We start from the raw sequence: 22,143 nt of genomic DNA, 5'->3' as shown, positions 1-22,143 counted from the left end.
GCTCGCAAGCCCGATAAGTTACTTGAGCAGCCGTTGGCTTAAGCTGACCACGACACCGAGTCCACCAATGACCGCAATCACGGAAAAGTGGTCAAGGTTTGCGAGAAGATTTGCCTGTTGAGCCAAGGACTGCGCGACCAGCGCCACGGCGACTCTGCCTGCGTCCGCTTGCCCGAGTACGGTCGACACCTGGCTTGCCAGGTGGTCGACAGCCTGTAGATAAATGGGGTTGCCGAGATGGATATTTCTGGCCAGCGCGTCGTAGTGCACTGTCGACCGCCATTGCTGTCCGATTGTCGCCAGACTGATTCCTAGCGCCAGACCGATCTGCGCCAGCATATTTTTAGCTTGCTGGGCATGGGAGAACACCGTTTCGTCGTACTGGACATCCCTGAATGTCTGGATTGCAGCATTGGCCATGACAAACATCATGAAGACCCCGTTTAGCAGCAATGCCGGCAGGATATCCAGCCAGAGGTTGGCTGCAGGCGTGAGCCCGGACAGAAGCCAGCCGAACGTCGCCAGCGCGCCGAAGCCAATCACAAAGAATTTACGAGGACTCGGATACTTTGGCAGAAGTCGCGCCAGGATAAACCAGCTGACGAGAGCCGAGGCCAATCCCATTGCCTGAAACTGCCCAACAGTCTGCCACGGATACCCAAGTGTCCGTTGCAACAGGGCTGGAAGCACATAGTTATCCGCACCGAGAATGACGTAGCAGCAGGTGAAAAGCAGAACGCCTGCGACATAGCGTGGATTTAGCAGCGCCCTGACTCTGATCAAAGGAGTCTCGCGTCGATGCTCGGCGCTGACATAGTAAATGAGAGCAACTACTGCAACTGAAGCGGTCAAAAAAATGGGAATGCCGTCGCTGTAGAAATCGTAGTAGGTCCGTTGGAGCGAATAAAGCAGAAGGAATGCACCGCTAGCCAGCAACATTAGCAAGACGGGATGCGATTGCGACTTATCACTGTCACTTGACGACGGCGACTCACCATCGAAAACCGCCGTCACCAGTACAAACACTACCGCTGAGGCGCCGACCACGATCCAGAATATCGAACTCCAGTTATCGTTCGCCACCGAAACCGATGCCAACCACGGCGCGGCCGCGGTACCGGCGGCGAGCGCAACAGCGAACGCCTTGATCCCGGTAAATCTTTGTGGGCCAGGATGAATGTGATTGACCATGATGCGCGCCGAGGTCATGAATGACGCCCCACCCAGTGCCATCACGAGACGGCCAAGAAGGAATTCACTATAGGCTTGACTTGATCCGCAAATGACCGCTCCGATCATGAAGATGCTCAACGAGTACTGCAAAAACCTACGCCATCCCAGGCGCTCTACAAACCAGCGCTGCTGGGATATAGCCATGACGGCAACGCTTGCATAGGCTGCGCTGACCAGGCTGAATTCTTCTGGCCCAGCCCCGATCTCGCCCATGATCGGAGCAGACGCGAACGCAATCATGCCGGTCTGGAGGAACTCGATGCCGTTCAGCAGGAATATGGTAAGGAGGAGAAGCTGTGGCTTTCTCGATGGTTGGCTCACGATGACTCCCGATCTGGATCGATGTGACAACTAGAGATTCGCTTGGATAAGCTTTTCCACCATTTCGTCTGCGTTCGCGAGTTCGTTGGCAAATATATCTGTCTTGTAGGATTGCGGACTATGCCCTTTCTCCGCTACAGCCCTACCATCCCGCTTCGTGGTATTGACGATCACCTTCATCGACAGGCCAACGCGCAGAGGATGGGCGGCAATCTGAGATGAATCTAGCGCTATCTTCACCGGCACTCGCTGGACAACCTTGATCCAGTTGCCGGTCGCATTTTGGGCAGGGAGCAGGGCGAACGCACTGCCGGTGCCGGCATCCTGACCGACCACGACCCCTTGGTACTCAATCTCCGTCCCGTACACGTCCGTAATCAGGGCTACAGGTTGACCAATGCGGATATGCCTGAGCTGGGATTCCTTGAAATTGGCGCTCACCCAAAGATGGTCCAACGGCACCACAGACATCAGTGCCGTGCCGGCATTAACGCGTTGCCCGACCTGGACGCTACGCTTGGTCACAACACCGCTTACTGGTGCCCGAATAGTTGTGCGTTGTAGTGCAACATATGCGTCTCGCACTTGCGTTGCCGCGCTCATTACGTCGGGATGTGATGAAACCTTCGTCCCGTCGATTTGAGCGCGACTCCCGACCAACTGCTGCTCGGCCGCTTCAAAGGCGGCCTTGGCGACGACGAGCGCGTCTTCGGCGTGATGCAGTTCCTCTCCCGAAATCGCTCCGCTCGCTACCAGAGCCTTGCGCCGCATGACATCTGCTTGCGCCTTGTTCAGATCCGCTGCCTTCAGGTCACGATTAGCCTTGGTCTGGCTTGCAGCGGCAAACTGACCGCGAACCTGCCTGACCGCTCTCGCGAGAGCAGCTTGAGCGCGGGCGAGCGAGAGCTGCGCGTCAACATCATTCAAGTGCACCAGTACCTGGCCCTCCGCGATGTAATCAGTGTTGTCTGCGCCAATCGCAGTGACGACACCGGAAATCTGTGGCGTCACCTGCACGATGTTCCCCTCCACGTAAGCATCTTCAGTCGTCTCCTGATTGCGTGCGGCGCCATACCAGAAAACTGCTACGATGGCCGAAGCGATTGCCACACCGACCGGAATCACAATGTTCAGCAGCTGGCGCTTACGCGGCTGATGACTTTTTGCCGTTGGTGCTTCAGGGTCGTTTTCCGGGTGTGCCATGTTTGCCTCGTATCCAGCATTGCCATGCTCGATCGGCGTTACTGCTCCGTACTTTCTTCCGGGACATAGCCGCCGCCAAGCGCGCGAATTAAGTCGACTGTCAATTCACGCCCGCGCGCCTCTTGCTCGACCAGAATCCGCTTTTGTGTAAGTACCAGGCTCTCCGCAGAAAGCACCTGGAGGTAGTTACCGACACCACTCTTGTATCGATTCGTTGAGAGCTCAAAGGCTTCCTGCGCCAGGATGAGGGCTTGGTGTTGCTCGTCGATTTGTTCCCTGAGCCATTTCATTGACGTTAGCTGATTGACTACGTCGTGTACCGCGGCAATGAGATTTCCGTTGTACTGTTCGACCGCAATGTCATACTCCGCCTGGTGTGCCGCCAAGTTTCCCCGGAGGCGGCCTCCGTCGAAGATAGGAAGTGAGATCGCGGGCCCCACTCCTATGACGCGGCTGCCTGCGGTGAGAAGATCCGGCAATCCAAGACTCTGGAAGCCCATGAACGCTGTCAGACTAACGTTCGGGTAGAACTGCGCCTTCGCCACCTCGATGTCTTTACTAGCCGCTTCAACGCGCCACCGCTGCGCTACCAGATCAGGGCGCCGACCAATGAGTTCCGCGGGGATATTGCTCGGCAGTGAAACTGGCGTGGACAGGTTTAGTCGTGGACGGGAGATGGCCATGCCCCAGTCGGGGCCTTCGCCCACGAGCTGTGCAAGTTGTGCCTCCGTCAGCGCGATGAGTTCATTGAAGCTCGCGATGGCGCTTCGTGTGGCGGGCAGAGCGGCCTCTGCCTGCTTTAACTCGATTTTTGAGTCGATTTGTGCAGCAACTCTCTGCTGGGTAAGTTGCAGAATTTTCTCGCGCTCTTTCAATGTGGCTTCGGCAAGGTCTCTTTGCGCATAACCGTGCGCAAGCCTGAGATAGGTGCGCGCAATCGATGTTGTGAGTAACAACTGTGCTGCGTGATAGTCAACTTCTATTCCCTGCGCTCGATTCAGGGCGGCTTCAAACGTTGCCTGGTTCTTCCCCCAGAAGTCTATTTCGTAACTGACGCCCAGGCTCAGATCGCTAAAGACGTCCCAGCTGCCGGCCAGTGGCTTCGGCACCGTGCTATTTGCACTGTATCGCTGTCGGGTGCTCTTCAAGCTCGCCCCAACTTGCGGAAAACGATTAGCACCGGCGACTCCAACAAGGGCTTCTGCCTGGCGGACGCGGGCCGCTGCCAGGCGTAGACTTGGTTGACCGCTCAATGCCCTCCGCTCGAGCTCGTCTAACTGGTGGTCACCAAACGTCGTCCACCAAGCTTCACTCGGCCAGGATTCAGGGGCGATTGAAGTGCTCTCCAAACTCCGACTGGTAGTCAACCGAGCCGCGGTATCTAATGCTGAATTCCTTGCCAGACCTCCGGAACTCAAACACGAAGCCAGCGTCACCGTCGCGGCCGATGCGAGGATCACCCTGAGCCCCCGCTGCAATAGTGAGGCTGGATATGGAACTGGTCTGGGATGCGTTCTCACGGTCAAACGTCACCGGATCTCAGGTTGGCAGAACCTCACGTCGAAGTTCTGCCAGTCTTCCAAGAACGCTTTTAGCCTTGAAGCGCTGTCATCAACACTTGCACCAATTGGCCGCCTTCTGGCGTAGCCCAGCTTCCGGCGAGTTCTGCAATCAGCTGGTTGGTGGTGGTCAGCGTCACGCCGCCTTTATCCATCCGCCGCAATGCGATGTCATCGGCCATGACACTTGGTGAGCCACCACCATCTGCAACTACCTGAACTTCATACCCATCGCGCACCAGACTCAGCGCCGGATAGACCGTGCAGACGTCATTGGTGACACCGGCAATGATGAGCTTCTTACGGCCCGTAGCTTTGACGGCGGCGGCGAAGTTTTCATCGTCCATGGCGTTGACGATACCCAGGCGCTTGACGCGGGAAGCAAACTCGGCGGGCAGGATCTGCTCCAGTTCGCTCAACAGCGGCCCCTGAGCGTACTCCTCCATGCTGGAAGTCAGTACCACCGGGAGCTTCAGGATGCTTGCCGCCTTTGCGAGCATCAGCGCATTGCGTTTCATCTCGTCGAACGGAATAGATTTCACCCATCCCATAGTCCCAACTTGGTGATCAATCAACAGCAGCGCGGCATTGTTGGCACTGAATTTTTCGTACGTCATGATGAATCTCCTGGCTGTAGGGCTGGGGCACTAACGCCCCAGGATTGGGACTGTTTTCAATGTCGGTCGCAATGTTGTCGCTGATTCACGCTTGCTTTTTGTTGTAGCCGCATTCTTGTCGCCGCAGCCCCTCTAAAGCCAGATGGCTCAGTTAAAACCAATGTATAAACCTGGTTTATGCTTCTCCGGCGTGCAGCACAGGCAATCTGGTGTTACCGCGGGCGAAGACGGAGCACCTTCTGCGGTTGACCGACCAGGGAGAAACCTTGAAAGACTTAAACCTGCTTTATGTGTTTGAGGCGCTTTGGAGAGATCGATCGGTCACTGCGGCCGCGGAGAATCTGGGGCTCACCCAGGCGGCGGTCAGCAGCGCCCTGAAGCGGCTTCGGGCGGAGTATGGGGACCGGCTGTTCATGCTGGTCGGCCGGCGGATGGAGCCGACGCCTCTGGCCACGGCAATTGCGGGAGCGCTGCTCGACTCTCTGTCGACAATCCGCAAGACTACTGGCACCTTGATGCCCTTTGACCCAACGCATGCCAGGCGTCAATTCACGATGCGCACACGGGATATAGGCGAAGTCGTGTTGCTGCCACGCATTCAGCAGGAACTACTGCGTGCCGCACCGCAGAGCAGCATCCAGACCGTCTACGCGCCGATCGACGAAACCCTGTCCGCTCTTGCGACCGGCCGCATGGACGTTGCGGTAGGCTATCTGCCGGCTCTCGAACGCAATATCTACAAGTGCCCGCTGTTCCAGGAGGAATACATTTGCGTGATGCGGGCTGGCCATCCGCTTGCAACGAGACCCGACCTCCCCCTCGAAGCGTTCCTGGCACAGGACCATCTATTAATTACGTACTCGGGCAGTGGGCATATCCTTCTCGAGCGCGCCCTGCTCGAGGCCGGAGCAAAATCGCGCATCAAGCTGCGCATGCCGCAGTACCTGGCAGCTCCCCACGCCCTTCTTGCCTCCAATCTGATCTGGACAGCGCCTCAAGCCCTGGCCAATGTGCTGGCTCGTTTCTACCCTCTGGTCCTTCGCCCCCTGCCGTTGGCCCTGGAGCCATTCGAGATTGCACTTTACTGGCATCAACGCTTCCACAAAGATCCCGCGAGTATCTGGTTTCGCAGCCTTGTCATCGAAGCGATCAAGGGCATCCCATGGCCGGAAGGCCCAGCAGCGCCGCCTCAGAGATAGAGCATCGCGTCGTGCTCCCCATCCGCGTAAGGCGCGAAGAACGCCTGGAGCGCCTCGAGCATGGCCTCCGGTTTCTCTTCCGCCGGATAGTGGCCACTGCCCGCGATGATCACCGACTGCACGTTATCCGCCACCGTCCTCAGTTCCGCTTCCACGCTGCCGCCACAGGCCAGTTCGCCGGCGAACGCCAGCACTGGCAGCGTTAGCTTCGCACTGCGCGCACGTTCACGATTCTGAGGGATCGATTCGTCTATCGCCCGGTAATAGTCGAAGCTTGCACGAAGCGCGTTTGGATCGCGCCTGAGTTGCTCGATGTAGAACGCTCTCGCGTAGGCGGGAACAGCGTCGGGAGAGCCGGCCTTCGTCGCAAACTGGTGGCCGAAATAGATGGACTCGCGTCCCTCGACGAGGCGCTCATTGACCTCGCGCGCACGGTTGAAGTTGAAGTGCCAAAGGAAATCGCTCAGCCAACGCTCGTTGGGGAGAAGTGGTGGCGAGTCCGATACGCCTGGAATGAGCGCTTCACCGAGCGCGATCCGGTCTATCCGGTCAGGTTGGTCGTACGCCATCGCGAAGCCAGTCCACATCCCGATGTCGTGGCCGGCCATAGCGAAGCGCTCAAAGCCTAGCGCATCCATCAGCGCGAACATATCGGCGGCGAGCGTCTTGGAGTCGAAACCGGTTGCCGGCTTGTCCGAGAGTCCCACGCCGCGGGGATCGACGGCGATAACCGTAAAGGATCGCGCCAACGGCAGCATCAAGTGCCGCCATGCGAACCAATTCTGCGGCCACCCGCCAAGCAGTAGCAGCGGCGCCCCCTGGCCGCCGATGACGGCATGCAGGGTAAGGTCGCCAGCCGGCACCAGATAGCTTTCGAAGACATCCGTAAATCCTGCCGCCAGTTGGGGAACATCGTGTACTGAGCCGTACCCGGCTGCGCGTTTCATCCTTTGAATCAACGGGATATTCATCAGGTTCTCTCTTTCTGCGGAAGACGCAATACGTTCGCTCATGACCAGACGACGTCGCTTGGTACACCCGCATCATCGGCGCGCGAACGGGTCATCGGGGCCATGACCAGGCGGTTGGGCAGGGAATGGCGACCAATGCGAATGGGGGCAAATAGCTGGTTCATGCTGTGCTGTGCTACGAAGTGATTGGTTGATGTAAAGCATCATCCGGCAAATCACTCGCGGGATAAATATGGCAAAATTGAATTGATTGATCCACTCATGGAGCAGTCAGAATGGAACTGCTGAACGACATGGCCCTGTTCGTGGAGGTCGTCAAAGCCAGGAGCTTTCGCCGGGCGGCCGAGGCAATCGGTGTGCCGAACTCCACACTGTCGCGCCGCATCAGCTCCCTGGAGAAGGCGATCGGGCTGCGCCTGCTGCATCGCACCACACGCAAGATCGAGCTGACCGAAGCCGGCCAGGTCTATTTCGAGCGCTGCAAGCGCATCGTCGACGAGGCGCGGCTTGCACACGAGCAACTCGGCGAAATGCTGGCGCAGCCCAGTGGCGTGCTGCATGCCTCGCTGCCGGTGGATTTGGCCAATATCTTGCTGGCGCCGCTGATCGCGGAATTCGCCCACCGCTATCCTGGCATCGGCTTTGAATTCGACCTCACGCCGCGGCGCGTCGATCTGGTGGCCGAGCCATTCGATGTCGCGATCCGCATGGGGGAACCGCCAAGTTCGAACCTGATCGCGCGCCGCCTCGCCCGCCTGCCCCGCTATCTTTACGCTTCGCCGCAGTACATCGAACGCTTCGGCGAGCCAAGCCAGCCGGCCGATCTTGTACGGCATGAGTGTCTGCGGCTGCGCACAACGGAAGCCAGCGCATGGACACTGAATGACGCGACGAAAACGGTTGAAGTCGCAGTCGGCGGCCGGTTCTTGCTCAACAGCGTGGGCATGATCCGGCGCCTCGCGACGCTCGACCTCGGCATCGCCGTATTGGCGGAAGCAATCATTGGTGACGACGTGGCCAATGGGCTACTGCGTCGAGTGCTGCCACAGTGGCAGGCCACACCCATCCCCGTCTATGCCATCACCGAGACGCGTCTGCTGCCGGCGAAGACGCAGCGCTTTATCGAGTTCCTGCGAGAGCGCTTGGAGCAGTGAGACCGCTCTCACCGGGGTCGCAACGTGCCATGACGATCCCGGAGTTGACCGGCGCTTCCGTGGCTCATTCCCTTCAACTGGCAGCGGCCTACTATTGATACAATCAATTCGTCCACCCCGACGCAACGATGAACAAGCTCTACTCACTGGACCTGAATCTCCTGCTGGTTTTTGATGCGATGCTTCGTGTCGGCAGCGTGTCCAGGACCGCAGAGGAGATGGGGCTGACCCAGCCGTCCACGAGCAACGCGCTCGCGCGCCTGCGGAATTTCTTCGGCGACCCGCTGTTCGTGCGTTCTGATGGTGCCATGAGGCCAACGCCGCTGGCCTTGCAAATGGCGGAACCGGTCCAGGAGGCGCTGGGACAACTCCGCCGGGCGATCGAGGACAAGCGGTACTTCGACCCGATGACCTCCTGTCGGCGTTTTTCCATCTGTATGAACGAAATGGGACAACGCGTCTTTTTGCCGAAGATCGTCACCCGCTTCGCCGAGATCGCGCCCGGGGTAGATCTCGAGGCTATGGAAATGACATCGCAGCTAGCGCAGGCGGCGATGCCAAATGGCGACGTGGACCTTGTTATCGGCTATTTTTCAGATTTCGGGCCGAGCTTTTTCCGCCAGCGCGTGACGACAGGTCATTACGTCGCCGTTGCCCGCAAGGGGCATCCCCAAATAGACGGTATCCTGACCCTGCCCGCCTACCTGAACGCCTCGCACATCTCCTACGTGCCTGCTCTCGGCAATCACGCCGCGCTGGAGGCGCTCCTCGCGGAAGAATTCATGAAACACGGCGTGCGCCGCCGTGTCGCATTGCGCGTAGCGAATTCGCTCGGCATCCCGAAGATCATCTCCAGCACCGACCTGATCATGACCGTACCGTCCGTGCTGGCGCAGGCGTTCTGCGAAACGGCCCCCGTGCAGGTCTTCGACCTGCCGTTCGATATTCCGCATATCGAGATATTCCAATACTGGCACGCACGCTATCACCACGACCCTGCCAATCAGTGGCTACGCGCCCAGTTCAAGAGCTTGTTTCCCACCTGACACGCCGAACGGCATTGACATATCAATGCTCTGCTGATGCGTGCAGGGCACATTCCATCCGCGAGCTGGCCTGATCCTGGCGATTTCCGCCTCGCACCTCCCGACTCCCCCCGGTATTCACTGCGTCAATACCTTACATTGACGCCACTGCATAGACGCACTGCGAGTCGCGCCCTAACCTCCCATCGCATTCCCGAAGAAGGAGGAGACGCGATGAAGATATCTCAGCTGTGCCCGTCAGTGCATGTTAAGACAGCGCCCAATTCCCCGATCGCAGCGGCTTGGGGGCTCTTGTCATGACCAGGCACACGATCACCCTGCTGCCCAGTGGCAACCAGTTCGAGTGCGACGACGGCGAGACGATCCTGAAGGCCGGCCTGGCTGCCGGCCTGCTCATGCCTTTCAGCTGCCGCTCTGGTGTCTGCAACACCTGCCGCGGCACCGTCAAGCACGGCAAGGTTGATTTCGGCAATGTCCACCCGACCTACCTCAGTGACGACGACAAGCGTGCCGGCAAGGCGCTGCTGTGCTCGGCCAAAGCCATCGGCGACTGCAGCATCGAAGTCGGCGAGCTGGACCCCGCGGAAGCCTTCCCGGTGCGCCGTTTGCCGTGCCGCGTCCTGCATCTCGAACGGGTAGCGCCAGACGTCATGCTGATCACCATCGGCCTGCCGCCGAACGAGCCAACCGTCTTCAAGGCCGGCCAGTACGTTGACTTCCTGCTCAAGGACGGCACACGCCGCAGCTACTCGATCGCGACCGCCCCCGCCAGCGAAGGTGTAAGGCAGTTTGACCTGCACGTCCGCCTCGTTCCCGGTGGTCGCTTCACGGAACACGTGTTCAACACGATGAGGCTGCGCGAAACCATGATGCTGGAAATGCCGCTCGGGTCCTTCTACTGGCGCGCGCGCAGCGACAAACCGATGATCATGCTTGCTTCGGGCACCGGCTTCGCACCGATCAAGTCCATCATCGACCACAGCATCGCGTGCGGAAACAAGCGTCCCATCACCCTCTACTGGGGCGGTCGCACACGTGCATGCATCTACATGGCTGCGCTTGCCGAGAAATGGGTCGCTGAGCACGACCACATCAAGTTCATTCCTGTCGTGAGTGACGCCACCCCGCAATGCAACTGGACCGGTCGCAGCGGATTCGTGCACGAGGCGGTCATGGAAGACTTCCCCGACATGTCCGCCTGTCAGGTGTATGCCTGCGGCGCGCCGGTCGTGGTCGATTCCGCCCGCCGCGATTTCACGGCGCGGTGCGGCCTTCCGGAAGGCGAGTTCTACGCCGATTCTTTCATCAACGAAGCAGACCGGCAGAAAGCCGCAGCTTGAGCTGCCCGGCAATACTGAGGAGACAACACCATGGAAATCAACATCGAAGATGCCATTCCCGCGGACTTCACCGCGCCCGTCCCAGAGCGCAATTCGCACGTAAAACCCTTCTGCCTGGGACATGGCACACTGGAATGCTACAGCCTGAAGGAGTCCCGCAAGTTCTACGAGGAGTTCCTCGGCCTGGAGTGCCGCCGCCACGCAAAACCGTCGATGTCGGTTCGCCTGGGTATGCGCTTCCACATTGTGTGCGTGGAAGTCGGCGACGCGGTCCACCCCTGCAACGTGCTTAACCACTGGGGGCTGGACGTCACGTCGCGCGAGAGCGTGGACGCTGCCTACCAGGCGGCGCTCAAGTACAAAGACCAGTACAAGATCCGCCAGGTGCTGGAACCGCACGAGCAGCACAGCGTGTACTCGTTCTACCTGGAAGACCTGGACCACAACTGGTGGGAAATCCAGTACTACCCGAACGGGTTCCAGCATGACGACTTCTTCGATTTCGGGGACCGGTTCTCCGACGACGAAAAAGCCGACCTCAACGCGCTTCCTGAACTCAATATCTTCGGAAAGGCAGACTAAATGATCCAGCTCGTTACTTTCAAGGTGCCCGAGGGCGTGCGCACCGGCATGATGAACAACGGCAAGATTTACCCGTCCCGCGCCTACCACGACATGATCGAAGTGCTCGCGGACTGGTCCAACGCTTCCACAAAGCTCGCGACGCTTGGCCCCAAACTGGCCGAGCGGGAAGACGTAAAGAATGCCGAACTGGTTGCGCCGCTTCCGGCGCCGCGGAACATCTATTTCGCGGGTGCGAACTACAAGGACCACGTGGAGGAAATGAGGGAGCGCCTCAAGCTCAATATCAACCCCGATCCGAAGGGCAGCGGCGAGAAACCCTGGCACTCGCTCAAGGCGACCGGATCGAGCGTGGTGGGTCCCGGCACCAAGGTGGCGCTGCCCGGCGGGTCGAAGATGCTCGACTGGGAGGTGGAACTGGCGGTCGTCATCGGCAAGCCTGCAAAGGATGTGTCGCGGGACCAAGCGCTTGACCATGTCGCTGGCTATACCGTCGCCAACGACCTGTCCGCTCGCGACCACATCTTCCGCCCCGAAGCGGCAGAGACCTCGCCCTTCCGCTATGACTGGATCGGCCAGAAGTCATTCGACGGTTCCTGCCCGATGGGCCCGGCCATCACGCCTGCGCAATTCATCGGCGACCCGATGAACCTGAGCATGAAGCTGTGGGTCAACGGCAGGCTCAAGCAGGATTCCAACACCAACCAGATGCTGTTCGACATCGCCGACCAGATCTCCCATCTGTCCTCGCGCGTAACGCTCCTCCCGGGCGACGTTGTCCTGACGGGTACGCCAGCCGGGGTTGGCATGCCGAACAGCGACTTCCTGAAGCCGGGCGATGTCGTCAAGCAGTGGATCGAGAACATTGGCGAGTTCGAATTCACGATCGCATAAGCGGCGTAGCGATTGAGACTAGCGGGCAGCGCCGGCGCACGTTGACGCCGGCGCTGCCATTAATGGAGAGGACTTAAGGATGTATCAGAAGATCAGTCTCGGTATGGCGGAACTGAAGCAGGTAGCCGACGCTGCCTTGGCCTATGCCAGCGCAAAACAGTGGGTCGTGACGATTGCCATCGTCGACGATGGCGGCCATCTGCAATGGCTGCAGCGGGCTGATGGTGCCCCACCCGCAACCGCTTACATCGCAGCCGCCAAGGCCCGCACGGCGGCGATGGGCCAGCGTGAAAGCAAGTTCTATGAAGATATGGTCAATGCAGGTCGGCAGGCGTTCTTGACGGCGCCCGGCCTGGATTGCCTTCTGGAAGGCGGCGTGCCAATCATGGTCAACGGTAGCTGCGCCGGGGCGATCGGTGTGAGCGGCGTCCGCTCCAACGAAGATGTTGAAATCGCACGCGCTGGCATCGCTGCGCTGGCCTAGCCCGCCTGGCGCGGGCGGCCAGTTTTCCCCACGCGCCAATCGTCGACGCAGCTAACGACGCGGCGTGCCAATCCTGCGGATCGACCGCAGGTAGAGAATGACCGCGTGGCAGTGCCAGGGTGGAAGCGGTTTGCGCGCATGCGTTTCGACAACGAAATTGGCCGGAAATGTTCTCGGCAACATTTCCGGCCTTTCCTCGTTCAAGCGAGCCCCATGCGCACTTCAGGAGATCACTTCCACCAAGCTCTCGGTGCCTGAGTCTCCCAACCCTTCGGATACCGCTCTTTCATAGTACTGCTTCGCGCTGCCCAGGAACGTAAGTTCTATTCCCGACGCCAACGCGTCGTCGTGGATCACGTTGATCACGTCGAGCAGCATCGATACCGTGCCCGCACCCTTACCGTAGGCGCCGCTGGCCATCGTCTTGCCGCGCATGCCGAGTACACCGGACTGCGCGATCGGCGGGATATGGTCGAGCAACGTGCCGATGTCGAGCCCCGATCTCTTCGCGTAGACAACCGCCTCTGCCGCGGCGACCGTATGTACGGCGAGCAGCATGTTGGACACGTACTTCAGCTTGGAGCCGTCGCCGAACTTTCCCACGTAACGGGCGGCGGCGAACTTCCGCAGTTCGTCTTCGACAACGCGGCAGGCCTCCTCCTCTCCGCTCATGTATACCACCGCGCGACCCGCTTCGATCAGCGGCGGATTGCCCATGACGGGAGCGTCAAGGAAGATTGCTGATGCACGCGACAAGCGGTCGCGCACCTTGCGCTTGAGCTCGATCGGCGCTACCCCGAGGTCGACGAATGTCTGACCGGCCCTGACGTGCGCGAGCACATTACCTGCGCCGAAAAACAGGGATTCGAGCGCCGCGTCTGGCACGCACAACAGCACGATATCCGACTGGTCGACCAACTCCGCCGCCGACGCGCAGTGCCGGCCGCCGGCCTCAACAAAGGCGGAGTTGTCAGCGCGGCGATAGCCGAAGGGCACTGTACCCGCACCAATGAGCTTGCGGGCGATGGCCAGGCCGATGCCACCCGTTCCCAGAATTCCAATAGATGTCATCTCTTCTTAACCAAGTTCGAATTTTCCGGTGGAATAGTTGAGAGTAAGGCGTAGGCCGCCTTCCATCAGCATCCAGGTGAGCAACTCGTATTCCACGGCGCCAGCAGCCACAAACGGGTCAGTATCGCCGATTGCTATCGCTTCCTGCTCATCGGTCGCACGCAATACAGTCATGCCGCCGCCAGCACCACGCGGCCGGCCGCGCACGATGAATGGGCCAGAGGCGAAGATCACTCCCTCGCGCTCCTGCGCGATCATCCATTTCAAATGAAGCGCGACGAGTTCGTCGGTCAGCAACTCGGCGCGCACGGTCCGGCGTAGCATCACATATAGTTTCTGGTTGAGCATGCCGGCAATCAATGAATCTACAGGCGAACGATCAGACTCCAAGATATCGCTCCCAGATCTCCGGCTGTTCAGTCAGCTGCGCGCTGCTCCCTGTCCATCCGATCCGTCCGCTTTCGATGAAGTAGTGACGATCCGCTAGGTCAATCAGGTTCTGGATGTACTTATCGATCACCAGGATCGACTGGCCCTCCTTCTTCACCTCGTGCAGGCAGCGCCAGATCTCCTGGCGGATCAGCGGCGCCAGCCCTTCGGTCGCCTCGTCGATCAGCAGAAGCCTGGCGTTGGTCAGCAGCGCCCGCGAAATGGCCAGCATCTGCTGCTCGCCCCCAGAGAGCTGGAAGCCCATGTTGCCCTTACGCCTTTCCAGGACCGGAAACAGCTTGTATATCCGCGGCAGGGTCCACTGGCCCCGGCGCGCGAACGCAACAAGGTTCTCGTATACCGTCAGGTTGGAAAAAATCCGGCGGCCTTCCGGCACCAGGCCGATCCCATTTCGACTGATGCGTTCCGGCGCCATCCCGGCCACCTCGCATCCGTTGAAGCGCACACTGCCGCGCCTCGGCCGTAGCAGGCCGGAGATGGCCTTGACGGTCGTGCTCTTGCCCATGCCGTTGCGGCCGAGCAGCGTTACCACTTCGCCTTCATCGATGAAGAGGTCGACACCGAACAGCACCTGGCTCGCGCCGTAGCCGGCCTCAACCGACGTCAGTTCCAGCAGGCTCATATCACTCTCCCAGATAGGCGCGCTTTACTTCCGCGCTGCTCTTGACTTCGTCGGGTGATCCATTAAAGATCCGCTTTCCCGCCACAAACACCGAGATCCGATCGGACAGCCTGAAGACTGCGTCCATGTCGTGCTCGATCAGCAGGATGGACAGGTTCTTTCCCTTGAGGCTCTTGATGAAGTCGACAAACCAGGGTACCTGGTTCGGGGATAGCCCGGCCATCGGCTCATCAAGCAGCAACAGGCGCGGCCTTAGCGCCAGCGCGAGCCCGATTTCCAGCTGGCGCTGCTGGCCATATGACAAGTGGCAGGCCTGGGTATGAAGTTCGTCCGCCAACTGGATGCGGTGCGCAACCGAAACCACTTCCTCGCGCAGTTCTTCGACCAATGCCTTATCAAAGAAGCGGAAGCTAGCCTTCAGCCGCGACTGAACGCTGATGGCGAGATTCTCGAATACCGAGAGATTGCGGAAAATGCTGGTGATCTGGTAAGAGCGCACCAGGCCCATGTCCGCGCGCTCGGCCATGCTCAGGCGGGTTATGTCGGTTCCGTAGAATGAAATGGATCCCTTATCCGAAAGCAGCCCGCCGGCGAGCTGCGATATGAACGTGGTCTTGCCGGCTCCGTTTGGCCCGATCAGCGCGTGGATCTGGCTGTCCGTGATGTCGAAGTCGACATGATCGGTGGCCATCAGTCCGCCAAAGCGCTTGACGAGGCCCCTTACCGCTAACACTTGCTCAGCCATTACCCACCTCGCTCGACGAACGGCGCTGCCCCACTTGCGGGACGCGGACGCGCCACCGCAGGCCGGTCAATCCCTCCGGCACACGCATGACAACCAGGATGACAAGGACGCCCATGGCGATCTGCCAAAACCTGGTCAGGTGTGGCAGCACTTCTTCCAGCACACAAAAAACGATGGCACCTACAGCGCCACCCCAGAAGTTCACGCTGCCTCCGAGGATCACCATGATGAGCAGGTTGCCGGACTGCAGCCAGCTGAACAGGCTCGGGCTGGCATAGCTGTTCTGGTTGGCCAGCAGTGCACCGGACAGCCCGGCTGCGGCGCCGGCAATCGCGAACACCATCAGCTTGTACCTGTAGGTGCGGTAGCCGAGCGCCTGCATCCGGGTTTCGTTCTCCTTGATGCCTTTCATCACGCGCCCCAGCGGCGACCGGATCAAGAAGCGAAAGAGCAGGTTCACCAGGACCACGGTGGCGAGCACCACGTAATAGAACGTGACGTTGTCACCGGTATCGAGACCGAAGCCAAGCCTGGAGCGGTGCGCCATATTGATGCCCTCGTCGCCACCGTACATCTTCAGTGATTCGAACAAATAGAACGTCATCTGGGCGAACGCAAGCGTGATCATGATGAAGTAAGCGCCCTTCGTGCGCAGCGAGATCATGCCGATCACCACCGCCAGCAACGCCGACACCATGACGGCAATCGGCCAGGCGATCCATGCGGAATCCGTACCCGGCAGCAAGCCGACTGGCGCTGTCAGTTCCTTAGACAAGATGGCGACCACGAAGGCGCCGGTGCCAAAGAAGGCGGCGTGTCCAAAAGATACGAGGGCCAGTTCGCCGACCAGCAGTCGCAGGCTGGTTGCGGCCAAGGCCAGGATCAGCACGCGCGTGGCGAAGCCAACGTAGAAGCTGCCGCCGAACGCCTGTGCCATCGCAGGGAAAGCGATCAGAAGGACGGCAAGCAATGCCCAGGCAATGTGGGAATGAGATTTCATGACAGCCTCAGCGCGAGAAAAGACCTTGCGGCCGCCAGTACAAGACCAGCGCCATCAGTAGATAAATCGAAACGGCAGACAGCGTGGATGCCAGCGAATCAGCCAGCCCTTGGTCCGGCAGGCTGCGCAGCGCCATCGGAATCAACGCCCGGCCCAGCGCGTCGACAACGCCGACGAGCACAGCGCCGGCGAGCGCACCCTGGACGGAACCGATGCCACCGATCACCACCACCACGAAGGCCAGGATCAGAATGCTCTCGCCCATGCCGACGTTGATCGACAGCAAAGGACCGAGCAGGCCTCCGGCGATGGCGCACAGCGCCGCGCCGAGACCGAACACGAGCGAGAACACAAGGTTGATGTTCGCCCCCATGGCGCGGGCCATCTCACGGTCGGCCGCACCCGCCCGGATCCACATGCCCACCCGCGTCTTCGTGATGAGCAGCGCCAGCAGCGCGGCGATCAGCAGGCCGACGACGATAATGAACAGCCGGAAGACCGGATAATCGAAGCTACCGACGAGCGGCACGGACTCACTCAACGACGGCGGCATGCTGGTCATGATCGGTTGCGCCCCCCAGATCTCCTGCACCGCCTGGTTGGCGATCAGGATGATGCCGAACGTGACAAGCACCTGGGTAAGATGGTCCTTGTCATAAAGCCGGCGCAACAGGCTCATTTCGAGCACGACGCCAATCGCCGCGGTCAGTGCCACGCCGCCGATCAGCCCGAACAGGAAGCTGTCCGTCTTCAGGGTCAGCGTGGCGACCAGATAGGCACCGATCATGTACAGCGACCCGTGCGCCAGATTGATCATGTTCATGATGCCGAACACGAGCGTCAGGCCTGCCGCCAGCAGAAACAGCATGAGCCCGAACTGCACGCCGTTGAGGAGCTGCTCGAACAGAAAAACCAGCATGATGTACTCCTTCCAACGGTTGTCCTATTTCGCCGCGAGCTTGCATTCGCCCACGTAGGGATCGCTCTGGTCGGCATACACCGGCGTGCTGCTGACGGTCTTGTTGGTCAGGTTGCCCTTCTCGTTTTTCACCACCTGGCGCAAGTAGATGTTCTGGGTGGCGTTCTGGTTCGCGGAGAACTTGAAGTAGCTGCGCACCGATTCGTACTTTGCCGACATAATCGCGTCGTGCAGTACCTTGTCATCCTTGTACTTGCCCTTGCTGTCGCGAATCGCGGCATCCAGAAGCAGTCCAACCTCGTAGCCCTGCGAGGCGTAGCTCGAGGCGGGTCGCTTGAATTCCTTCTCGAAATCCTCGACGAATTTCCTGTTGACCGCGTTGGGAAGGTCCGGACTCCACTGGCTGGTGTTGTAGATGCCGACGGCTGCGTCGCCGAGCGCAGGCAGGGTGTCGGCGTCGACGGCGAAGCCGGCAGTGACCAGGTCGATCTTCTTGTTCAGGCCGGCCTGGTTGAACTGCTTGACAAAATTGATCGCCATCGGCCCCCACAGCGCGAAGAAGACCGCATCAGGGTTGGCGGCGCGGATCTGGCCGATTTCAACTGAGAAATCCAGCTGGCCCACCTTGTTGCGGGCGCGGCCTGCGATCTCGCCCTTGTATTCCTTCTCGAAGCCCTCGGCATGCTCGCGACCTGCCTGGTAGTTCGGTGCAATCACGAATATCCGCTTGTATCCCTTCTGGGTGGCGAAGCGGCCAGCGGCCTCGGACAGCGCGCTGGTATGCCAGGTAGGATTGAAGTAGTAGTAATTGCACGAGGCCCCGGCGAGTTCCTTGGGGCCTGCGTTGGAATTGACGAAGAAGATCTTGTCCTTGAACGCCGTGGGTGCCACGGCCAGCATCACGTTGGTGAATGCCATGCCGGTGATGATGTCGACATTCTCGCTTTTGGCCATGCGCTCGTAGACCTGCTTGCCGGTATCCGGGTTAGCCTGGTCGTCGCCATACGCCACGACGGTATCGACACCGCCCAGCTTGCCTCCCTTGTGCTTGAGCGCGAGATTGAATCCGTCTTTCATGTCGGTCGACAGCGTCGACAGTGGTCCAGTGAGGGAGCCGATGAATCCGATTTTGATTGGGTCGGCGGCCTGTGCAGCCGGCGTGCAGGACAGGGCGATGGCAGTGAAGGCAATCCATCTCTTTGCTTGAAGCATATGTGTCTCCTCCTCGTGTGCTTGTGGTCCGTCCATTCCCGGCGGCCACTGTGTGCAAAGCGCATTGCGTGCGGCAATGCGGAAATGCATGTGGAATGATTCTGTGGGGGCCAGATGTAGCCTGAAGACTGGCTGGCTGGATCCTCAAGGGGCGCCGCTCCCCGGCGCCGTGCAAAATGACTCGCCTAAAAGATGTGCTTCACGCCGACCATTGCGCCGAACTGGTTTCCACCTGGCGCCGGGTTGGTACCGGCCTGACCACTATTGACGGACAAGGCGAGGTTGCCGAGATTGTCGATAAAGCCCGCGGTCGCATACGCGGAGGTCCGTTTTGAGAACGCATAGCTGCCGCGGCCCGCGAACATCCATGCCTTGTTCGGGCTGTTGTGAAAGCGAAGGTGATAGGCCTCGGCATCGACGCTGATCCTCGGCGTGATCGGGTAGGACGTCCCCAGGTAGTAGAGATCGCTGCGCGGCGTCGCGCTTGCCCGGTTGTCGCGGCGCAGCCATCCGCCCCCGATCTTCGCCTCTCCCACCATGAAATACCCGTTGAGCGAAAGCCGGTCGTCTGTCAGGGCGCTGCTTGTCAGGCCGGCAAAGGCACCGGGCCCGCCTCGTAATGAATCGTAGGCCGCCGCTACGCTCCAGCGCGGCGCATCGTACTTCAGGAGCACCGACCACTCACGACACGCGCGCTGGTCTGCCGGGTTCTCCCCCGCGCAATTGGTGCCGCCCGGACTCGGTCCGGCATTGACCGTGTCGCGACCGAAGCTGTAGGTGGCGCCAACCGTCAGGCCACCAAAGGTGCCCTTGTAGGACACGGCGTTGTCCGTGCGCGTATTGGGTATGTAACTGTCGAGCGATCCGGAACCAAAGAGATTCGGGCCAAGCATGTCGGGCTCGGCCATGGCCCAGAAGAGCATCGTGTACTGGCGCCCGATGGCCACCTGCCCCAAGCGCCCGGACAGGCCTACCAGCGCCTGGCGGCCGAATAGCCGCCCTCCCTGACTCGACGCACCGCTGTCTGGCAGGAAACCCGACTCCAGCCAGAAGATCGCCTTGTTGCCGCCACCGATGTCTTCGCTCCCGCGCAAGCCCCAACGGGACGGAACGGTACTGGTCAGGCCAGGCATGAAAGCTTCGGTGTTGCGTGCCTGGCCAACGCCATTGACGAAGGCGATGCCGGTGTCGACGACTCCATACAACGTCACGTTCTGCGCGGCGGCCAATCCGGGAGCTGCCATCAGCAGCGCAGCGGCCATCTTACGAATCTCCATGTCTCCTCCATTACCTTTCATATAGTTATTGGCTAACGTTGCGAGAGCGCCACCGAGCCTCCGTCAAGGTGGTAAATGCCCAGCCGTACGTGCCGGCAGTTTCTGTGACCAGGTGTTGTGCCATTCGGCACGGGGCCGCATGCTTCATACCCGGCTCATCCGAAATTCGCCAAGTCTGTCGATCCGCAGCGGGGGATGTCTCTAGACCTCAGCAGGTTCCCCGCCTCGCTGCGTAACCAGGTCGAGCGCCACATCGACGATCATGTCCTCCTGGCCGCCCACCATGCGACGCTTGCCCAGTTCCACCAGGATGTCGACGGTTTTTAGCTTGTAGCGTGCCGCTGCGGCTTCGGCGTGGCGCAGGAAGCTCGAATAGACGCCCGCGTAGCCCAGCGCCAGCGTTTCCCGGTCCACGCGTACTGGCCTGTCCTGCAACGGGCGTACGATGTCGTCGGCGGCATCCATCAGGGTGTAGAGGTCGCAGCCGTGATTCCAGCCCATCCGGCTGGCGGCGGCGATGAACACCTCCAGCGGTGCGTTCCCTGCGCCCGCCCCCATGCCGGCCAGGCTCGCGTCCACACGGTCGCAGCCCTCTTCCACCGCGACGATGGAGTTGGCCACACCCAGGCTCAGGTTGTGGTGGGCGTGAATGCCGGTCTGGGTCTCTGACTTGAGCACGTCCTTGAAGGCGCGGAAACGATCGCGCACATCGTTCATGTTCAGCGCCCCACCGGAATCGACCACGTAAATGCACTGCGCGCCATAGCTTTCCATCAGCTTCGCCTGCTGCGCCAGCGCGGCGGGATCGGTCATATGACTCATCATCAGGAAGCCGACGGCATCCATTCCGAGTTCACGCGCGAACTCAATGTGCTGGCGCGAGACGTCCGCCTCGGTGCAGTGCGTGGCTACGCGCACGACCCTCGCGCCGGCATCGTAGGCAGCGCGCAGGTCGTGCACCGTGCCCACTCCGGGCAGCAGCAGCGTCGCCACCTTGGCGCGACGCACGGTATCGGCTACCGCGGCGATCCACTCGACATCGGTATGCGCGCCGAAGCCATAGTTGAAGCTCGAACCCGAGAGGCCGTCACCGTGCGCGACCTCGATCGAGTCCACGCCCGCTGCGTCCAGCGCCGCGGCAATGCGGCGCACGTGGTCCAGGCTGTACTGGTGGCGGATGGCATGGCTGCCGTCGCGCAGGGTGACATCCGAGATATAAAGCTTCTTGTTCAGATCCATGTCTGTCTCCTTCTGCACGGTCAGGCGGCTGCCAGGCTGGTCTCGGCCAGGCGTTCGGCGCAAGCCAGCGCGGCGCTGGTCATGATGTCGAGATTGCCGGCATAGGCCGGCAGGTAGTGAGCGGCGCCCTCCACTTCCAGGAACACGGTGGTCTTCAATCCGCTGGCAGGCCCGATGCCCGGCACGTTCAGCGGCGCGGATGCGGGAATGCGCTCAAACTGCACGCGCTGCTTGAGTCGGTAGCCTGGCACATAGGGCTGCACGGCCTGCACCATCTGCGCAATGCTCGCCTCGATCTCCGCCTCGTCGGCAAGATCGGACAGCGTGAACACCGTATCGCGCATGATCAGCGGCGGCTCGGCGGGGTTCAGCACGATGATGGCCTTGCCGCGCGCGGCGCCGCCTACCGAGCAGATCGCCTGGCTGGTGGTCTCGGTGAACTCGTCAATATTGGCGCGCGTGCCCGGCCCGGCCGACTTGCTGGAGATCGACGCCACGATCTCGGCGTAGTGCACCTTCGCCACACGCGATACCGCCGCCACCATCGGAATGGTGGCCTGGCCGCCGCAGGTGACCATATTGATATTGCTGGCCTCCAGGTGCTGGTCAAGGTTGACCACGGGCACCACATAGGGGCCGATCGCCGCCGGCGTCAGGTCGATCACCCGCACGCCATGCTCCTGCAGCAACTGGTTATGGTGCGCGTGCGCGCCGGCCGAAGTGGCGTCGAAAGCGATACGGATATCGCCAAAGCTCTCCATTGCCAGCAGGCCTTCGATGCCCCCGGCGGTAGTCGGCACGCCCAGGCGCGCGGCGCGCGCCAGGCCGTCGGAGGCGGGATCGATGCCGACCATCGCGCCCATCTCCAGATGACGGCCGTGCCGCATCACCTTGATCATCAGGTCGGTGCCGATATTGCCCGAGCCGATGATGGCAACCTTGTGCTTGCCTGCTTTCATGTCCATCTTGATTCTCCGTTGCCGCCGCTGTCCGTTAGCGGCCTGA

Annotated in this window: 22 protein-coding genes and 1 pseudogene; 7 read left to right on the top strand and 16 right to left on the bottom strand. The window is 60.5% G+C overall.

What is annotated here, in order from left to right; all coding sequences use genetic code 11:
- Window positions 1-18: 18 nt before the first annotated feature.
- From AC3WL8_RS30595 to AC3WL8_RS30580, 4 genes are all read right to left on the bottom strand, one after another.
- Entirely contained in the window at window positions 19-1,554 is a 1,536-nt protein-coding gene (locus tag AC3WL8_RS30595) for an MFS transporter (RefSeq protein ID WP_492379525.1), read from the bottom strand.
- A gap of 30 nt (window positions 1,555-1,584) precedes the next feature.
- Window positions 1,585-2,757 carry an HlyD family secretion protein gene (locus tag AC3WL8_RS30590; protein WP_492379524.1) on the bottom strand — a complete coding sequence of 391 codons (1,173 nt, stop codon included), beginning with the start codon at window positions 2,755-2,757 and terminating at the stop codon, window positions 1,585-1,587.
- Window positions 2,758-2,795: 38 nt separating this feature from the next.
- On the bottom strand, window positions 2,796-4,193 hold the full coding sequence (locus AC3WL8_RS30585) for an efflux transporter outer membrane subunit (protein ID WP_492379545.1): 1,398 nt from the start codon (window positions 4,191-4,193) through the stop codon (window positions 2,796-2,798).
- A 155-nt stretch (window positions 4,194-4,348) separates the two neighbouring features.
- Window positions 4,349-4,933 carry an isochorismatase family protein gene (locus tag AC3WL8_RS30580; RefSeq protein WP_492379523.1) on the bottom strand — a complete coding sequence of 195 codons (585 nt, stop codon included), beginning with the start codon at window positions 4,931-4,933 and terminating at the stop codon, window positions 4,349-4,351.
- Window positions 4,934-5,199: 266 nt separating this feature from the next.
- Between AC3WL8_RS30580 and AC3WL8_RS30575 the strand changes: the two genes are divergently transcribed.
- Window positions 5,200-6,132 carry a LysR family transcriptional regulator gene (locus tag AC3WL8_RS30575; RefSeq protein WP_492379522.1) on the top strand — a complete coding sequence of 311 codons (933 nt, stop codon included), beginning with the start codon at window positions 5,200-5,202 and terminating at the stop codon, window positions 6,130-6,132.
- Here the strand turns inward: AC3WL8_RS30575 and AC3WL8_RS30570 are convergent.
- Window positions 6,123-7,145, bottom strand: a complete 1,023-nt coding sequence (locus AC3WL8_RS30570) for an alpha/beta fold hydrolase (protein WP_492379521.1) — start codon at window positions 7,143-7,145, stop codon at window positions 6,123-6,125. The genes AC3WL8_RS30575 and AC3WL8_RS30570 overlap by 10 nt on opposite strands.
- An 8-nt stretch (window positions 7,146-7,153) precedes the next feature.
- Window positions 7,154-7,267, bottom strand: a pseudogene (locus tag AC3WL8_RS30565) (oxidoreductase); the annotation flags it as partial.
- 111 nt (window positions 7,268-7,378) lie between these two features.
- Between AC3WL8_RS30565 and AC3WL8_RS30560 the strand changes: the two are divergent.
- The 6 genes from AC3WL8_RS30560 (at window position 7,379) to AC3WL8_RS30535 (ending at window position 12,603) form a co-directional block, all read left to right on the top strand.
- Entirely contained in the window at window positions 7,379-8,257 is an 879-nt protein-coding gene (locus AC3WL8_RS30560; protein ID WP_035815629.1) for a LysR family transcriptional regulator, read from the top strand.
- Between the two features lie 128 nt (window positions 8,258-8,385).
- A complete protein-coding gene (locus tag AC3WL8_RS30555) occupies window positions 8,386-9,303 on the top strand; it encodes a LysR family transcriptional regulator (protein WP_035815631.1) in 918 nt (305 codons plus the stop codon).
- A gap of 296 nt (window positions 9,304-9,599) precedes the next feature.
- A complete protein-coding gene (locus tag AC3WL8_RS30550) occupies window positions 9,600-10,643 on the top strand; it encodes a CDP-6-deoxy-delta-3,4-glucoseen reductase (protein WP_035815633.1) in 1,044 nt (347 codons plus the stop codon).
- 30 nt (window positions 10,644-10,673) lie between these two features.
- The gene (locus tag AC3WL8_RS30545; protein ID WP_035815634.1) at window positions 10,674-11,225 is read left to right on the top strand and encodes a VOC family protein; all 552 of its coding nucleotides are present in this window, start codon (window positions 10,674-10,676) and stop codon (window positions 11,223-11,225) included.
- Window positions 11,226-12,119 (top strand): fumarylacetoacetate hydrolase family protein, encoded by an 894-nt coding sequence (locus AC3WL8_RS30540; protein WP_492379520.1) that lies wholly within the window; start codon window positions 11,226-11,228, stop codon window positions 12,117-12,119.
- A 79-nt stretch (window positions 12,120-12,198) separates the two neighbouring features.
- Window positions 12,199-12,603: a GlcG/HbpS family heme-binding protein gene (locus AC3WL8_RS30535; RefSeq protein ID WP_035815636.1), complete on the top strand. Its 405-nt coding sequence runs from the start codon at window positions 12,199-12,201 to the stop codon at window positions 12,601-12,603.
- Window positions 12,604-12,825: 222 nt separating this feature from the next.
- Here the strand turns inward: AC3WL8_RS30535 and AC3WL8_RS30530 are convergent, their stop codons facing one another.
- The 10 genes from AC3WL8_RS30530 to AC3WL8_RS30485 form a co-directional block, all read right to left on the bottom strand.
- Window positions 12,826-13,674, bottom strand: a complete 849-nt coding sequence (locus AC3WL8_RS30530; protein WP_492379519.1) for an NAD(P)-dependent oxidoreductase — start codon at window positions 13,672-13,674, stop codon at window positions 12,826-12,828.
- Between the two features lie 6 nt (window positions 13,675-13,680).
- A complete protein-coding gene (locus AC3WL8_RS30525; RefSeq protein ID WP_035815639.1) occupies window positions 13,681-14,064 on the bottom strand; it encodes a YciI family protein in 384 nt (127 codons plus the stop codon).
- Complete coding sequence (locus AC3WL8_RS30520; protein ID WP_035815640.1) at window positions 14,054-14,746, bottom strand: ABC transporter ATP-binding protein; 693 nt, start codon at window positions 14,744-14,746, stop codon at window positions 14,054-14,056. Before AC3WL8_RS30520 ends, AC3WL8_RS30525 begins: the two co-directional genes overlap by 11 nt.
- A gap of 1 nt (window position 14,747) precedes the next feature.
- Window positions 14,748-15,491 (bottom strand): ABC transporter ATP-binding protein, encoded by a 744-nt coding sequence (locus AC3WL8_RS30515; RefSeq protein WP_492379518.1) that lies wholly within the window; start codon window positions 15,489-15,491, stop codon window positions 14,748-14,750.
- On the bottom strand, window positions 15,484-16,491 hold the full coding sequence (locus AC3WL8_RS30510; protein WP_492379517.1) for a branched-chain amino acid ABC transporter permease: 1,008 nt from the start codon (window positions 16,489-16,491) through the stop codon (window positions 15,484-15,486). Before AC3WL8_RS30510 ends, AC3WL8_RS30515 begins: the two co-directional genes overlap by 8 nt.
- Before the next feature lie 7 nt (window positions 16,492-16,498).
- Window positions 16,499-17,410, bottom strand: coding sequence for a branched-chain amino acid ABC transporter permease (locus AC3WL8_RS30505; protein ID WP_492379516.1), 912 nt, complete (start codon window positions 17,408-17,410; stop codon window positions 16,499-16,501).
- A 24-nt stretch (window positions 17,411-17,434) separates the two neighbouring features.
- Window positions 17,435-18,622, bottom strand: a complete 1,188-nt coding sequence (locus tag AC3WL8_RS30500) for an ABC transporter substrate-binding protein (RefSeq protein WP_013959744.1) — start codon at window positions 18,620-18,622, stop codon at window positions 17,435-17,437.
- Window positions 18,623-18,807: 185 nt separating this feature from the next.
- A complete protein-coding gene (locus AC3WL8_RS30495) occupies window positions 18,808-19,899 on the bottom strand; it encodes a porin (RefSeq protein ID WP_492379515.1) in 1,092 nt (363 codons plus the stop codon).
- Window positions 19,900-20,100: 201 nt separating this feature from the next.
- Window positions 20,101-21,138, bottom strand: coding sequence for a 4-hydroxy-2-oxovalerate aldolase (dmpG, locus tag AC3WL8_RS30490; RefSeq protein WP_492379514.1), 1,038 nt, complete (start codon window positions 21,136-21,138; stop codon window positions 20,101-20,103).
- A gap of 20 nt (window positions 21,139-21,158) precedes the next feature.
- Window positions 21,159-22,103, bottom strand: coding sequence for an acetaldehyde dehydrogenase (acetylating) (locus AC3WL8_RS30485; protein WP_492379513.1), 945 nt, complete (start codon window positions 22,101-22,103; stop codon window positions 21,159-21,161).
- Window positions 22,104-22,143 lie beyond the last annotated feature (40 nt).

It is taken from the genome of Cupriavidus sp. FW305-F7, from assembly GCF_058782875.1.
Note: the sequence above shows the minus strand (reverse complement) of the source record. Positions and strands in the feature narration are given on the sequence as shown.

Coding starts and splice junctions, on each gene's coding strand:
- AC3WL8_RS30570 (WP_492379521.1), bottom strand. CDS start 7,145: ATGAGCGAACGTATTGCGTCTTCCGCAGAAAGAGAGAACCTGATGAAT.
- AC3WL8_RS30580 (WP_492379523.1), bottom strand. CDS start 4,933: ATGACGTACGAAAAATTCAGTGCCAACAATGCCGCGCTGCTGTTGATT.
- AC3WL8_RS30550 (WP_035815633.1), top strand. CDS start 9,600: ATGACCAGGCACACGATCACCCTGCTGCCCAGTGGCAACCAGTTCGAG.
- AC3WL8_RS30530 (WP_492379519.1), bottom strand. CDS start 13,674: ATGACATCTATTGGAATTCTGGGAACGGGTGGCATCGGCCTGGCCATC.
- AC3WL8_RS30515 (WP_492379518.1), bottom strand. CDS start 15,491: ATGGCTGAGCAAGTGTTAGCGGTAAGGGGCCTCGTCAAGCGCTTTGGC.
- AC3WL8_RS30495 (WP_492379515.1), bottom strand. CDS start 19,899: ATGGAGATTCGTAAGATGGCCGCTGCGCTGCTGATGGCAGCTCCCGGA.
- AC3WL8_RS30560 (WP_035815629.1), top strand. CDS start 7,379: ATGGAACTGCTGAACGACATGGCCCTGTTCGTGGAGGTCGTCAAAGCC.
- AC3WL8_RS30520 (WP_035815640.1), bottom strand. CDS start 14,746: ATGAGCCTGCTGGAACTGACGTCGGTTGAGGCCGGCTACGGCGCGAGC.
- AC3WL8_RS30485 (WP_492379513.1), bottom strand. CDS start 22,103: ATGGACATGAAAGCAGGCAAGCACAAGGTTGCCATCATCGGCTCGGGC.
- AC3WL8_RS30545 (WP_035815634.1), top strand. CDS start 10,674: ATGGAAATCAACATCGAAGATGCCATTCCCGCGGACTTCACCGCGCCC.
- AC3WL8_RS30540 (WP_492379520.1), top strand. CDS start 11,226: ATGATCCAGCTCGTTACTTTCAAGGTGCCCGAGGGCGTGCGCACCGGC.
- dmpG (WP_492379514.1), bottom strand. CDS start 21,138: ATGGATCTGAACAAGAAGCTTTATATCTCGGATGTCACCCTGCGCGAC.
- AC3WL8_RS30505 (WP_492379516.1), bottom strand. CDS start 17,410: ATGCTGGTTTTTCTGTTCGAGCAGCTCCTCAACGGCGTGCAGTTCGGG.
- AC3WL8_RS30555 (WP_035815631.1), top strand. CDS start 8,386: ATGAACAAGCTCTACTCACTGGACCTGAATCTCCTGCTGGTTTTTGAT.
- AC3WL8_RS30500 (WP_013959744.1), bottom strand. CDS start 18,622: ATGCTTCAAGCAAAGAGATGGATTGCCTTCACTGCCATCGCCCTGTCC.
- AC3WL8_RS30590 (WP_492379524.1), bottom strand. CDS start 2,757: ATGGCACACCCGGAAAACGACCCTGAAGCACCAACGGCAAAAAGTCAT.
- AC3WL8_RS30535 (WP_035815636.1), top strand. CDS start 12,199: ATGTATCAGAAGATCAGTCTCGGTATGGCGGAACTGAAGCAGGTAGCC.
- AC3WL8_RS30510 (WP_492379517.1), bottom strand. CDS start 16,491: ATGAAATCTCATTCCCACATTGCCTGGGCATTGCTTGCCGTCCTTCTG.